This window comes from Alteromonas sp. M12 (assembly GCF_037478005.1).
Taxonomy (GTDB): domain Bacteria; phylum Pseudomonadota; class Gammaproteobacteria; order Enterobacterales; family Alteromonadaceae; genus Aliiglaciecola; species Aliiglaciecola lipolytica_A.
Genome location: NZ_CP144164.1, coordinates 4,388,300 through 4,401,264, shown reverse-complemented (window position 1 = coordinate 4,401,264; position 12,965 = coordinate 4,388,300). Strand labels below are relative to the sequence as shown.

14 protein-coding genes are annotated in these 12,965 nt (G+C 40.0%); 5 read left to right on the top strand and 9 right to left on the bottom strand.

The genetic code is table 11. The annotated features are described in order from the left end of the window. Positions 1–8 precede the first annotated feature (8 nt). Positions 9–1,247: an HDOD domain-containing protein gene (locus VUI23_RS18925; RefSeq protein ID WP_216049153.1), complete on the bottom strand. Its 1,239-nt coding sequence runs from the start codon at positions 1,245–1,247 to the stop codon at positions 9–11. Between the two features lie 59 nt (positions 1,248–1,306). After that, on the bottom strand, positions 1,307–2,524 hold the full coding sequence (locus tag VUI23_RS18920) for an HDOD domain-containing protein (RefSeq protein ID WP_342805429.1): 1,218 nt from the start codon (positions 2,522–2,524) through the stop codon (positions 1,307–1,309). 248 nt (positions 2,525–2,772) lie between these two features. Here VUI23_RS18920 and rpoH point away from each other — a divergent pair, with 248 nt between their 5' ends. Beyond that, positions 2,773–3,627 carry an RNA polymerase sigma factor RpoH gene (gene rpoH / locus VUI23_RS18915; protein ID WP_216049151.1) on the top strand — a complete coding sequence of 285 codons (855 nt, stop codon included), beginning with the start codon at positions 2,773–2,775 and terminating at the stop codon, positions 3,625–3,627. A gap of 90 nt (positions 3,628–3,717) precedes the next feature. Here the strand turns inward: rpoH and VUI23_RS18910 are convergent, their stop codons facing one another. The 3 genes from VUI23_RS18910 to pip all read right to left on the bottom strand — a co-directional run bounded on the left by VUI23_RS18910 (position 3,718) and on the right by pip (position 6,186). Next, positions 3,718–4,632, bottom strand: a complete 915-nt coding sequence (locus VUI23_RS18910) for a bifunctional GNAT family N-acetyltransferase/hotdog fold thioesterase (RefSeq protein WP_216049150.1) — start codon at positions 4,630–4,632, stop codon at positions 3,718–3,720. A 145-nt stretch (positions 4,633–4,777) separates the two neighbouring features. Continuing rightward, the gene (gene dtd, locus VUI23_RS18905; RefSeq protein WP_342805427.1) at positions 4,778–5,218 is read right to left on the bottom strand and encodes a D-aminoacyl-tRNA deacylase; all 441 of its coding nucleotides are present in this window, start codon (positions 5,216–5,218) and stop codon (positions 4,778–4,780) included. Then, positions 5,215–6,186, bottom strand: a complete 972-nt coding sequence (gene pip / locus VUI23_RS18900; protein ID WP_342805425.1) for a prolyl aminopeptidase — start codon at positions 6,184–6,186, stop codon at positions 5,215–5,217. The genes dtd and pip overlap by 4 nt, the downstream gene beginning before the upstream one ends. A gap of 105 nt (positions 6,187–6,291) precedes the next feature. On the opposite strand from pip, the gene VUI23_RS18895 reads away from it, so the two are divergent. After that, complete coding sequence (locus tag VUI23_RS18895) at positions 6,292–6,513, top strand: hypothetical protein (RefSeq protein ID WP_216049147.1); 222 nt, start codon at positions 6,292–6,294, stop codon at positions 6,511–6,513. A 2-nt stretch (positions 6,514–6,515) separates the two neighbouring features. After that, complete coding sequence (locus VUI23_RS18890) at positions 6,516–7,151, top strand: DUF2959 domain-containing protein (RefSeq protein WP_216049146.1); 636 nt, start codon at positions 6,516–6,518, stop codon at positions 7,149–7,151. 52 nt (positions 7,152–7,203) lie between these two features. Here the strand turns inward: VUI23_RS18890 and VUI23_RS18885 are convergent, their stop codons facing one another. Together VUI23_RS18885 and metF are read right to left on the bottom strand one after the other, a co-directional pair. Then, positions 7,204–8,145 carry a virulence factor BrkB family protein gene (locus VUI23_RS18885; RefSeq protein ID WP_303502274.1) on the bottom strand — a complete coding sequence of 314 codons (942 nt, stop codon included), beginning with the start codon at positions 8,143–8,145 and terminating at the stop codon, positions 7,204–7,206. Between the two features lie 34 nt (positions 8,146–8,179). Then, positions 8,180–9,070 carry a methylenetetrahydrofolate reductase gene (gene metF / locus VUI23_RS18880; RefSeq protein ID WP_342805423.1) on the bottom strand — a complete coding sequence of 297 codons (891 nt, stop codon included), beginning with the start codon at positions 9,068–9,070 and terminating at the stop codon, positions 8,180–8,182. A 188-nt stretch (positions 9,071–9,258) separates the two neighbouring features. Here metF and metJ point away from each other — a divergent pair, with 188 nt between their 5' ends. Further along, positions 9,259–9,576 (top strand): met regulon transcriptional regulator MetJ, encoded by a 318-nt coding sequence (metJ, locus tag VUI23_RS18875; RefSeq protein ID WP_216049143.1) that lies wholly within the window; start codon positions 9,259–9,261, stop codon positions 9,574–9,576. Between the two features lie 238 nt (positions 9,577–9,814). Further along, on the top strand, positions 9,815–10,990 hold the full coding sequence (locus VUI23_RS18870) for a hydroxymethylglutaryl-CoA reductase (protein WP_216049142.1): 1,176 nt from the start codon (positions 9,815–9,817) through the stop codon (positions 10,988–10,990). A 53-nt stretch (positions 10,991–11,043) separates the two neighbouring features. Here VUI23_RS18870 and VUI23_RS18865 read toward each other — a convergent pair whose 3' ends face one another. Both VUI23_RS18865 and VUI23_RS18860 read right to left on the bottom strand, forming a co-directional pair. After that, the gene (locus tag VUI23_RS18865; RefSeq protein ID WP_342805421.1) at positions 11,044–11,532 is read right to left on the bottom strand and encodes a GNAT family N-acetyltransferase; all 489 of its coding nucleotides are present in this window, start codon (positions 11,530–11,532) and stop codon (positions 11,044–11,046) included. A 52-nt stretch (positions 11,533–11,584) separates the two neighbouring features. Then, positions 11,585–12,832 (bottom strand): malic enzyme-like NAD(P)-binding protein, encoded by a 1,248-nt coding sequence (locus tag VUI23_RS18860; RefSeq protein WP_216049140.1) that lies wholly within the window; start codon positions 12,830–12,832, stop codon positions 11,585–11,587. Positions 12,833–12,965 lie beyond the last annotated feature (133 nt).

Sequence of the window (12,965 nt, the reverse complement as noted above, 5' to 3'; positions counted from 1 at the left end):
TACGTTATCTAGGCTATCGCTTTAGGGTAGTGTGGAGAGATTGATTGGCGAATTGTATTACCCCATAGCACCGCTTGATTGAACATATGGTGTAAGTGTTTTTGCTCTATTTCCAGTACTTCTGAGATTTTTCTAACTTTCATCCAGGTTGCGCTTTCAAAGGCTCTTGCCAGCAAAATGTAGAGATAAAAATCGTTCTTACCACCACACAATGCATATTTTACCTCGTCTACAATTGGCATTTTATTCACCAATTCCTGCATATCTTGATCTAATAATGCATCTAACAAAGAAAATAAACCGGCCATAAACCCGGTTGGCGGGTTATCGCCAATCTTTCTGTGTTTTGCAATCAAATCACAGAATTTGGCTCGCACTAGAGACATATGCAACAGTTCCATAGGCTTATCATCTGCTAGATTCGCCAGTGCAAGTAGGGCGATGAATTTCTTAATTTCAACTTCACCCATGTAATTTAATGCATGTTTTAACGACGTAATTTTAAAACGTTTATTAATCATTGGGTTATTAATAAACCTCAACAACATATACGACAGGCCAACATCTCGTTCAATAATTTCATTTATACGATCAATACCAAAACTTTCATTCGCTGTTTCGCCTATCAACTCAACCAGCGATAACTTGTTGACCGGCAATGGAGCTTGGTTGAAGTTAACTGGTTTTGAAAAGAAATAACCTTGGAAGTAATCAAAGCCTAAGTCATTAAAGGATATGAAATTTTGTAGCGTATCAACATTATCGGCAACCATTTTGACCTTGGCATTGGAAAACCGTGGCATCTGCTTTGCGATATTAGGAAAAGCATGTTGGAAAGTGTCAATTTTGACGATATTGACGAGGCTGAGTAACTCGCTGCTAGTGGTCAATTTAGGTTCGTTTAAGGCTATCTGAAATCCCATGTCACGGATATTCTGACAGGCTTCAATGATCGATTCTTCGCCCTCAACGTTCTCAGATACTTCGACCACAACAGTATTGGGGTCTAGGCTATTTGGAAGGCCCTTGAGTATGGTCTCATTGGTGAAATTAATAAAAGACGTTTTTTGGCAAGAAATATCGTCTAACGCCAACTTCAAATTTGATTGATTCTGTGGTTGAGGTTGAGATGCATCAACTAATTTGTCAGGAAAACAGTTATTTTTACCGTCTCTAAAAAATAGCTCATACGCAAATACTTCTTTTTCCTTGTCTAAAATTGGTTGCCTAGCCACAAAAGCGAACATCAAAAGCCCCTATTATTCCATTTTATACAAATTTTAATTTGTCGTTTCTGATTTATTAATTAACGAATTGAACGGGTCATAGCTGACGCCCATTTAATCGATTCATTGTAAAAACTATGCAACATGTCTTGATCAAGTTCAAGTTTAGTTGAATGGTGTGTCACACCGTTCCAGTCGCCGTATTCAAACGCTCGAGCAACCACTAAATAATCTCTAAGTTGGCCTTCAATGCCACATAACGCATTCTTTAAGTCGTCGTTTAATGGTAATTTTTTTATTAACTTTGACATATTCTGATCTAACAATGCATCTAAAAGTGAAAATAAACCAACTAAAAATCCTTTAGGTGGGTTATCAGCATCATTCTTAGCCATAGAAATGAGTTCACAAAATTTAGCGCGAACCAAAGACAGATGAATTAACTCAGGTGGTTTTTCATCTCCTAAATTAGCGATGGCCACCAACGCGATAAACTTTTTGATCTCTATTTCGCCCATATAATTCAATGCATGATTTAATGAATTGATTTTATTGCGTTTATTCATAATTGGATTGTTGATAAAACGCATCAACATATACGAGAGGGAGACATCTTTTTCGACGATCTGACAAATTTTGTCGAATTCAAATTGGCTATTTGCACTCTCGCGCATTAACTTCAACAAATTGAGTTTAGAACTCGGAATGTTTTTATGTTTCTTGATTTCGGGTTTAGCGAAAAAGTAGCCTTGGAAAAAATCAAATCCAACAGCTGAGTAACGCAAAAACACGTCATGATTTTCAACTTTTGTCGCCACTAATTTGATGCGAGCTTGTTTAATGCGAGATAGGTTTTGTTCTATAAGCTTAAAGTCAGTGGTGGTAACGTCTACCTTAATTATGTTGATAACTGAAAATAGGCGATCCCATTTGGGATCAAAATCATAATCGTCTATGGCTATTTTATAGCCGAGCCCACTGATGTGTTTGCACGCTGCAATAAGCTTTTCAGATACTTTCACACTTTTTATTAACTCAATAACAACCGTTTGCGGATCGAATAGAGTGGGAAATCGATAGAGTAGGGTGTCTGTCTGAAAGTTGATGAAGGCCGTTTTTCCATCTGAAATTTCTTCAACGCCTATTGAAAAGTGGCTGTTTGTAATAATTTTTGATGTCGCTTGATTCGGCTCAATGTCTGGAAAACAGTTACCCTCACCATCTCGAAAAAGTAGTTCGTAAGCAAATACCTGCATCTGTTGGTCAAAGATAGCTTGTCGTGCGATGTAAGAAAACATTTAACCTTGCCTAATACCTGTTCAACTTGATTGAATATTAGTCGAGTATAGTGTTCTATTTTAATTTAAAATTAAACCTTTAAATATAAATATGCGCCCCCATATAGCTTGAATGTCTTTTTTGAGACAATTAATTTCAGTTTGAGTGAATTATTTATGACCTTTTGCGGTCTATATACGTAATAGATAATTGGCTTTGCCCATTTGTATTGATAGAATACTGGGCTGTAACGAATAATGAGGTATACATGAGCACAAATATGCAAGCTATGGTATTAAGCGTTCCTCACAGTGGCAGCATTGAAACTTATATTCAAGCTGTTAGCAGCATCAACATGCTGACTGTGGAAGAAGAACGTCAGCTAGCAGAACGTTTGCAGCGAGATGAAGACATTGAAGCGGCACGAAAGCTAGTTATGTCCCATTTACGTTTTGTTGTACATATTGCTAAATCATACTCAGGTTATGGATTACCCCAAGCTGATCTCATTCAGGAAGGCAATATTGGCCTAATGAAAGCAGTGAAGCGATTTGATCCAACCGTCGGTGTGAGACTAGTGTCTTTTGCTGTGCATTGGATAAAAGCAGAGATTCATGAATTTGTGCTTAAAAACTGGCGTATTGTGAAAGTGGCAACCACTAAAGCACAGCGTAAGTTGTTTTTTAACCTGCGTAAAAACAAAAAGCGTCTAGGCTGGTTTACTCACGATGAAGTGCAAAAAGTAGCACAAGAGTTAGGTGTGAGTACCAAAGAAGTACTGCAAATGGAAGCTAGAATGAGCAGCCAAGATCAAGCATTTGATTTGTCTGCTGATGATGACGAAAGTGGAAGTTTTGCACCGGTACAGTTTCTAGAAGACAAAACAACTGATGTAGAAAGCGAAGTAATTAATTCTGATTGGGATAGCAACGCTTCTAAACGTCTGCACTCGGCGATCAAAACCTTAGACGAGCGCAGTCAGCATATTATCCAGACTCGTTGGTTGTCGGATGACAAGTTGACGTTGCAAGATTTGGCTGACAAATATGAAGTGTCTGCTGAACGTGTACGTCAGATTGAAAAGAATGCAATGAAGAAATTGCAGTCAGCCATGGTTGCATAATCAGCTAGTTCAAACACCTATAATGACTTCATAAAAAAGCGCGAATTATTCATCGCGCTTTTTTTATGCTTATTACTTTTACAGAACAACCTAATCCGGTTCTGCAATTTTACTCGGTAATACCCAGAACACACCTTTGAATTCAGCAACTGGTGACTCACCATCTAGAATATCTACTTGTAGTTTGATCGCCACTTTCTTATTTCTTTCTAACAACTCAAGCTTACCTTCCAAGGATTCAATGTTACATAAGGCTCTGGGTTGCATGGTAATAGGTTTATGGTAGTGAATATCACCATCTCCCAATACAATCTCTCCCTCTAATCCTTTTTCTTTCAGTTTTAAATGGATCATGCCCCAGCCAGTTAATGTCGCCAACGAAAAAATACTGCCTGCGAACATAGTGCCATGTAAATTAATATTCTTGTTTAACGAAGCTCTAACTTCTAGTGTCTTGCCACTGTATTGATAGAGTTGAATCCCCATTTGTTCACTAATCGGGATGGTTTCATGCCAGGTATTTTGTAGATCTTGGCACCATTTAGGGTGCAGCATTACTTGGTTCACATCTGACAGTTTTTTAATCATTTGTGAACGTTTCAGTTTACCCATTTCAGTTGGCGCTTCTTTTTCTACTACAAATCCACAAGCTTCAAAAAACTCGATGGATATACGACGACTGTTGGTAACCAATCGTTTCGCACCTTGCTGTCTAGCAACTTCTTCTAATGCCGAATATATTAACTTGCCTATTCCCTTACCTTGGCATTCTTTAGCAACCGCTATATGTCTAATTTGGGCTTCTTCTGACATATTTAAATGTACACGCCCTACAGCAACGACTTTACCGTTGCCATCAACAACCATTCGATGCTCACCAACTTGTTCGTATTCATCTTTCTCAGAGCCTAACGGATGGTTCCATGGCTCCCTCAACATTTCCCAACGGAAATGGAAATACTCTTCAAGTTGTTGCTCCGTTTTTGGCGTTTCTATTCTATACATAAAATAAGTCGTCTCTTTTATTACAGGTCAATTCAAGAAGGATGTTTTTTCAATAATTAACCTAAAACCTATCTTGATATCCACGTTTGCCCGCGAAAAATGTTCATCATTAAAGCGCAATCGCAGACCACGCACAATAGACAGGTTAATTTATTTGAAGATGAAATGTAACGGGGCCGTCGTTTACAAGGGATACCTGCATGTCTGCACCGAATTGGCCAGTTTGACATTCAATACCCTGCTGCTGACAGTAGTTAACGAATTGCTGATACAGCTCTTTACCTAGCTCAGGAGGCGCTGCATCTGAAAATCCGGGTCTATTTCCCTTACGAGTATCGGCAACTAGGGTAAATTGGGAAACAATTAACATAGCACCGCCAAACTGTTGGATATTGAGGTTCATTTTTCCATCAGCATCACTAAACATTCTTAATTTGATTAGTTTGTTGGCAAGTTTTTTAACGGTTTCTAGGGTATCTGTTTTTTCGACACCTAAGAGTAACATCATGCCCTTATCAATTTTTCCAACAATATCATTGTCAATTTCTACATGGGCTCGGGTAACGCGTTGAATCAGTGCAATCAAGATTGTTTCTCTTTTAGAAATTTAGCCATTCTATCGGTTGCGTGACAAATTGCATCGCTTATTCTTGGATCTGATGCGCTATGACCGGCTTCTGGTACTATTAATAATTGTCCCGCACGCCATACTTTACTTAAAGTGTAAGCATTTTCCATTTTACAGACAATATCGAATCGACCGTGGATTATCGTGCCTGGAATGGAGTCTATTTTATGAATATTCTTTAAAATTTGGTTTTCTGCAATGAAGCAGCGATTTTTAATATAATGGCATTCCAACAAAGCCAAGCTGGCTGCACGGCTTATATTTTGATGGAAATCATGTTCCTTAACCGAGCTATTCAAAACGGAAATGCGTTCTTCCCACATGCACCAAGACTTCGCTGCATGCACTCTGGTGAGTTCATCACCATTTAAAAATATCTGATAAAAACGGTCGGTTACCGAAACGTTTTTAGCGCCTTCTTTAACAATTTCCACGAATTCGTCATAATATTCGGGAAAAAGTTGAGCAGCCCCGCCACTTTGTTCAATAAACCATTCAAAATCTTGTTTTCGACCTAAAAATACGCCACGTAATATAATCGCGGAAACGGCTTCTGGCTTGGCAATAGCACTCAGTAAGGCCAACGTTGTGCCCCAAGAGCCGCCACAAAGCATCCATTTCTTTATTCCTAGATGCTTTCGAATCATTTCAATATCGCTGAGTATGTGGGCTGTTGTATTCTGTTCTAGCTTAGCAAACGGAAGCGATTTCCCACATCCTCGTTGGTCAAATCCGATTATTCGGTATATGTCAGGATTAAAAAAACTTCGGTACATCGGCGATAATCCTGCACCTGGCCCGCCATGAAGATATAAAACGGGTATGCCTTTTGGGTTACCTGATTGCTCAAGGTAAATTTGGTGCCCGTCACCTACATCTAAAATTTCGCTATCATAGGTTTTAATCGGTGGATATATATGGCTCATAAATTCCGCTTTTGTTTGTTTATTGAATCCATTTGCTTTAATTTAGCACTTAATTCGTAAAATTTACGACTTCTATTCAATAATAACTCGATTTCGGAGGCAAAAATGGCCGGGCAAGGATCTGGCGGCAATGTGATTGCTGCAATTTGTAATATCTTTTTTCCAGGGTTAGGGCAGTTGGTACAGGGCAGAATCTTGGCTGCTCTCATTTTCGCAATCATCTTTTTTGGTGGTGCAGCTCTGTGGTTTTTAATTGTTCCTGGTGTTATTGCTGGGATAGCCTATATTTGGGCAATAATTGATGCTGCTAAATACAAAGGCCCATAGATATGAAAAAAATAATAGTCGTAATCTTTAGTCTTATGATGTTCGGTTGCCAAAGTGCATATTATGCAGCTTGGGAAAAGCTCGGTGTCGAAAAGCGCGATATCTTGGTTGATCGTGTCGAAGAAGCGAAAGATTCTCAAGAAGATGCCCAACAGCAATTTGCCTCTGCGTTAGATGAATTCAGTCAATTAATTAACTTTGACGGTGGCGATTTACAGGATGTGTACGAAGATCTAAGCAGTCAATATGAAGCAAGCAAAGATGCCGCGGACAACGTTAGTAATCGCATTGATAAAGTGGAAAGTGTTGCTGAAGCATTATTTGACGAGTGGACTGAAGAGCTTGAAAAGTATTCAAATGCTAAGTTAAAACGTGATAGTGAAAAACAACTCAGAGAAACACAGAGACGCTATAATTCGTTGATTTCAGCTATGCGTAAAGCTGAGTCAAAAATGCCTCCAGTGCTATCAGCTTTGCAAGACAATGTTCTTTATTTAAAACATAACCTAAATGCCAACGCAGTAGGTGCATTGCAAGGTGAATTCAACCTAATCAAGAAAGATATTGATGTTCTGATCAAAGAAATGAATTCAGCTATTTCGCAAAGTAATGCGTTTATATCAAGTATTCAATCTTAAATTAAGGGGCAAACTGCCCCTTTAAACTCTTTACGGTTAAATATCTAAAACCTTATTTGTGTGGCTCTTCGGGCAAATCATCGGGTTTTACATGATTTTCTTCATCGCCATCATCATCAGGTATCAGATTGCGCTCTTCACCAGTGTCTTCCTCTGGCATTATACGTTCCAACGCTCGGGTGAATTCAGCGCCCACCAAAACCAATATCCAACTTAAATATACCCACACAAACAAAATGGGAACAACCGCAATTGCCCCATATATCACTTGATAAGAAGGGAAGTTTTCCACATACATGGAAAACATTTTTTTGGATAATTCGAATAGACCGGCAGCCAAGATTGCGCCTGATAGAGCATGTTTATAGCTGATCTGTTTGTTCGGTACGACCATGTATAAAATGAAGAAGGCAATCACTGAGGTGATAAATGGCACTACTTTGAGCAATACAGTGCTAAAGCCTGGCGTATATTCGTCAGCGTAGTTAGCCAAACCAACCAAGTAAGAGCTGACCAAGACACTGACCCCAATCAAAAGGGGAGCTAAAGTAAGTACCATCCAGTAAATGGCAAAGGTGTATATGCGGGGGCGTTCGCTTTTAGCTTGCCATATTCTGTTAAGGGTTTTATCAACATTAGAAATAAGGGTTAATGCAACCACCACCAGAAACGCAATACTTAAGGCTCCCATTTTGGAGGCATTATTGACGAATTCTGTCATATGTTTTTGCAACACATCCCCAGAGGTGGGAATGAAGTTATTAAATACAAACTGCTCTAAGTGCTGCCTTACTTCTGAAAACGCTGGAAACGCCGACAGAATGCTGAAAAACACAACAATAAAGGGTACTAACGACAGCAGAGAAACATAAGCGAGATGGCCAGCAGAAACACTAATGTTATCTTTTTGACAGTGGTGGACAACATTCCGCAACACAATATATACGTGCCCTAAAAAGCGTTTACTCTGTGCGAACCAGTTCTGCTGTGTCATACCACTCTCAAAATTAATTTATAGCAACAGCAGTTTATCCGTTTTGTGCACGAACGCCTAATAAATGACAAATTGCGTAGCTTAATTCACTTCTGTTTAGAGTATAAAAATGGAAGTCTCGTATTCCTTCTTTGGCTAATACTTTGACTGTATCCATTGCGATGCTTGCACCCATTAGATTTCGAGTTGTCTGATCGTCTTGAGCTAAGCCATCGTACATTTTGTGTAACCAGTTAGGTACGTGCACGTTGGTAAATCCGGCAAAGCGTTTAAGAGTTTGATAATTTGTCACAGGTAATATGCCCGGTACAATATCTAAATCTATACCGGCCGCCGCAGCACGGTCTCGAAAGCGTAAAAATACCTCTGCATCAAAGAAAAATTGACTAATTGCTTGGGTGGCTCCTGCTTCCGCTTTACGTTTCAGGTTAAGCAAATCGAACTGTGCATTGGGCGCTTCAGGATGTTTCTCAGGATAAGCTGCAACAGAAATATCAAAATCGGCTACGTCTTTTAGCAAAGCGACTAAGTCTGATGCGTACATTTCGGTTTTTTCAGTACCTGCTGGTAGATCGCCTCTTAGTGCAACGATTCGTCTAATACCTGACTGCCAATAATCTTTGGCTATCTGGATTAGCTCTTCTCTACCTGCGTCTACGCATGTTAAATGGGGGACAGCTGGCACACCAGTTTCACTTTGAATCCGTTTAACCACGTCATGAGTCCGGTCTCTTTCACCACTGTTGGCACCATAAGTTACCGACATATAGGCTGGCTTCAATGGCGCTAGACGCTCAACTGATTTCCAAAGTGTTTGTTCCATTTGTTCCGTTTTAGGCGGGAAAAATTCAAAAGAAACATTGATATCGCTTAACTCAGACAGCGATTGATTTAGCGACTCAATACCTTGTGCGTAAGAGACCATGCTGTACTCCAATATGTAAAATAATAATAATACCAATCTATTTTCTGTTAGTACTTTTACGTACAATTTGGTATTAGCCGTTTAGACGTCTAAACTAAACTGAGAATGATAAGCCGTCAAGATGTTTAGACATCTAATAGACTTGAGGTTAGACTTTCATCTTATAAGAAAGATAAAAGAGCAACAGTATGGCAAAGTGGAACGGAAAATACATACATCCCTACGCTGAACACGGTAAAAAAAGTGAACTCGTAAAAAAAGTAACAGTTTCAATCCCGTTAAAGGTTTTGAAGGTCCTTACGGATGAGCGAACTCGTCGACAGGTAAATAATTTAAGGCATGCAACAAATTCAGAGCTGTTGTGTGAGGCTTTCTTGCACGCTTTTACTGGACAGCCACTCCCTGACGATGACGATCTTCGCAAAGACAATCCCAATCGAATTCCCAAAGAGGCTCGAGAGTTAATGGAAGCGATGGGTCTAGAAGTGAAGGAAATTGACGACTGATCAGAGTTAGGCGCTACACTAACTATGTTATGCTTTCAATTGCATCAATCCACAATTGTAAAATCCCATTATTGGTGCAAAAATAGTCAAGATTCGAGTGAGTTTCATGATTTATTCATCTTTGTGCATTATTCTCGCTTTGGCAGGTAGATTGCATTAAGAACATTAGCTGTTTAATTGAAAATTAATTAAGTGAATAAATAGTCATATAAATATCGCCAATTGAGGACAAGTTAACATGGTAAAAACACCGCGTATCCCGCGCAATACAATGAATGATCATAGTCTCGAGTGGGCTCAGAAGCGTCGTGAATACCTTACCGAACAAACAGGCACGGAACTGCCACATACTGGGCATTTTTCTATCGACCCAGAAGCGCTCCCTGGAAATATTGAAAATTTCATAGGTGTCGTGCAGATGCCAGTCGGAATTGCCGGTCCTGTTCAGGTGAATGGTGAATATGCGAATGGCTTATTTCATGTACCCTTAGCGACAACTGAAGGTACTTTAGTTGCAAGTTATAGCCGAGGCATGCGAGTTATAAATGAGTGTGGTGGCGTCAATACGACAGTTGTTGAACAGTTTATGCAACGAGCCCCCGCGTTTATTTTTGCCAACGCTAGAGAAGCTCGTGAATTCGGCAAGTGGATAGATGAACACTTCTTAGAAATTAAAGCGGCAGCTGAAACAACGACTAGTATTGGTAAGTTAGAACACATCATGCAGTGGTCTGTTTCAAAAACACGTTACTTACGTTTTAACTACACCACTGGCGATGCCGCTGGTCAAAATATGGTGGGTAAAGCAACCCTTGCTGCTTGCGAATGGATAGTGGCGAATTATCCTGAAAAGTGTGAATACCTATTATCGGGCAATATGGATACTGATAAAAAGCATTCCCACCTGAACATGTTGCACTCTCGTGGTAAACGAGTAATCGCTGAAATCGTTCTTAAAAAAGACGTGCTTAAAAAGATCATGAAAGTCGATACCAAAATGTTGGCTCGGGCTACTGTGTTGGCTAATACCGGCGCGTTGATGGCTGGAGCTGCATACAACGGTCCACATTCGGCGAATGGAATTGCATCGATATTTATTGCCACAGGGCAAGATGAAGCCAATGTGGTGGAGTCTCATGCAGGTTTACTTTCCCATGAACTTTTGGATAACGGCGATTTTTACCTTTCTGTTACCTTGCCGTCGTTAATTGTTGCAACTTATGGTGGCGGAACGGGCTTACCGACTCAAAAAGAGTGTCTTGAACTGATGGATTGTTATGGCACAGGTAAAGCCAACAAGTTCGCAGAGATCGTTGCCGCAACGGTATTAGCTGGAGATATTTCTTTGGCTTGTGCGGTTATTGGCGGGCATTGGGTCAGTAGTCACGATAAATTTGGTCGCAACAGAGACTAGGTTATATTCAAGTATTCAGATCACCTCGCGATGGGGTGGTCATGAATTTTCTGCTATACACTTTTAATTCTAGCCATTAAATACACATCCGTTAATTCTCCGTTTCTAAATGCGTAATTTTGCGCAGTCCCTTCAATTTTAAAGCCAAATTTTTTATAAAGCGCAATGGCACTATCATTATCTGTATACACTTCTAGTTCGATACGGGTGACGGCCAACCAATTTTCAAGTAAATCAATTGCAGCTTTAAGTAATTGACTACCGTAACCTTGATTACTTTTGCTAGGTACCACCGCCATGCCGATATTTGCTGCGTGTTTACGTCTATTATTAGTACATACTTCTATGCCTATCTGAGCAACGATTTGCGCATGCTCTGTGACAACTAAACTATAGAAATTATCCGGCTTGTCGCCTAAAAATGCCTCCCAGCTATCCAACGAAGGGTAGGGTAACTGAAGCGTATTGGCGTAGTTTATAGTTTGTTCATAGATTTGTTTAATTTGTGGAATGTCGGCTTTATCACTGTGTCGAATTTGCATCTAAATTCCTTTTTAGCCGGGATTGCAGAAAGAAGGCGCTAAGCGCCTCACTTTATTCAGCCAAATAGTTTTTTGGCAGTTCTGTAATGGCTGCGACTCCTGAATCGATAGCTGCCTGGGCAACGGCAGTAGCCACTCGCTTACACAACCGAGGATCCATAGGTTTGGGAATTATGTATTGACGCCCAAACTCTAACTTATCAATGTCACTGGCATCTAATACTTGCTGAGGAACAGCTTCTTTAGCAATACTACGAATGGCATTGACGGCTGCAATTTTCATTTCGTCATTTATTTTAGAAGCTCTAACATCAAGTGCACCCCTAAAGATAAATGGGAAACACAGTACATTGTTTACCTGATTTGGATAATCAGAGCGACCCGTTGCCATAATCAGGTCATCACGAACTTTATGGGCTAATTCCGGTTTAATTTCTGGATCTGGGTTTGAACAAGCAAAAATAACCGGGTTCGCAGCCATCAGTTTCAATGCTGATGCTGGCAATACATCGGGGCCTGAAACACCTACAAAAACATCTGCGCCATCCATTACATCTTCAAGTGTGCGCTTGTCAGTATTGTTAGCAAACATTTGTTTATGAGGGGTTAGGTCGTCACGACGAGTATGAATGACGCCTTTTCTATCAAGCATATAAATTCGTTCACGCTGGGCACCACATTTAATCAATAGTTCCATGCATGCGACAGCTGCAGCTCCCGCACCCATACATACCACATTGACGTCAGCGACATTTTTACCCTGAATTTCCAACGCATTGAGCATACCTGCAGCAGTTACGATTGCTGTACCGTGCTGATCATCGTGAAATACGGGTACTGAGCAACGTTTAATCAACTCTTGTTCAATTTCAAAACATTCGGGGGCTTTAATATCTTCTAAGTTAATACCGCCAAAGGTATCGGCGATACTTGCCACTGTATTGATGAACTCTTCCGTTGTACGATGGGTCACTTCAATATCAATTGAGTCTAAGCCGGCAAAGCGTTTAAACAACAAAGCTTTACCTTCCATTACCGGCTTTGATGCAAGCGGGCCTAAATTACCTAAACCTAATATCGCCGTACCGTTGGTAATGACTGCCACCATGTTACCTTTACCAGTATATAAATATGCGGCATTAGGGTCTGCTGCAATCTCTCTAACTGGTTCGGCAACGCCGGGGCTATATGCTAATGCTAAATCTGTAACACTTTCTGCCGGTTTTGTTAGCTCAACGCTAATCTTTCCCGGTACAGGTTTGGAATGATAATCCAATGCTTTTTGTCGAAAATCAGACATAACTGTCCTGTTCCTTACTTTGTAGGGTAAACACATCAATTAACTGAAAACTATCAGCTTGTAACAGAGTGCTCGGTTAAGGGTTATTTAATTAATATCAGCTTATTATTTTAATTCTCGCGCTTTAAAACAC

Bases quoted from the DNA above. Each gene is read 5' to 3' on its own strand.
- VUI23_RS18925 (WP_216049153.1), bottom strand. From the start codon at position 1,247: ATGTTCGCTTTTGTGGCTAGGCAACCAATTTTAGACAAGGAAAAAGAA.
- VUI23_RS18920 (WP_342805429.1), bottom strand. From the start codon at position 2,524: ATGTTTTCTTACATCGCACGACAAGCTATCTTTGACCAACAGATGCAG.
- rpoH (WP_216049151.1), top strand. From the start codon at position 2,773: ATGAGCACAAATATGCAAGCTATGGTATTAAGCGTTCCTCACAGTGGC.
- VUI23_RS18910 (WP_216049150.1), bottom strand. From the start codon at position 4,632: ATGTATAGAATAGAAACGCCAAAAACGGAGCAACAACTTGAAGAGTAT.
- pip (WP_342805425.1), bottom strand. From the start codon at position 6,186: ATGAGCCATATATATCCACCGATTAAAACCTATGATAGCGAAATTTTA.
- VUI23_RS18895 (WP_216049147.1), top strand. From the start codon at position 6,292: ATGGCCGGGCAAGGATCTGGCGGCAATGTGATTGCTGCAATTTGTAAT.
- VUI23_RS18890 (WP_216049146.1), top strand. From the start codon at position 6,516: ATGAAAAAAATAATAGTCGTAATCTTTAGTCTTATGATGTTCGGTTGC.
- VUI23_RS18885 (WP_303502274.1), bottom strand. From the start codon at position 8,145: ATGACACAGCAGAACTGGTTCGCACAGAGTAAACGCTTTTTAGGGCAC.
- metF (WP_342805423.1), bottom strand. From the start codon at position 9,070: ATGGTCTCTTACGCACAAGGTATTGAGTCGCTAAATCAATCGCTGTCT.
- metJ (WP_216049143.1), top strand. From the start codon at position 9,259: ATGGCAAAGTGGAACGGAAAATACATACATCCCTACGCTGAACACGGT.
- VUI23_RS18870 (WP_216049142.1), top strand. From the start codon at position 9,815: ATGGTAAAAACACCGCGTATCCCGCGCAATACAATGAATGATCATAGT.
- VUI23_RS18865 (WP_342805421.1), bottom strand. From the start codon at position 11,532: ATGCAAATTCGACACAGTGATAAAGCCGACATTCCACAAATTAAACAA.
- VUI23_RS18860 (WP_216049140.1), bottom strand. From the start codon at position 12,832: ATGTCTGATTTTCGACAAAAAGCATTGGATTATCATTCCAAACCTGTA.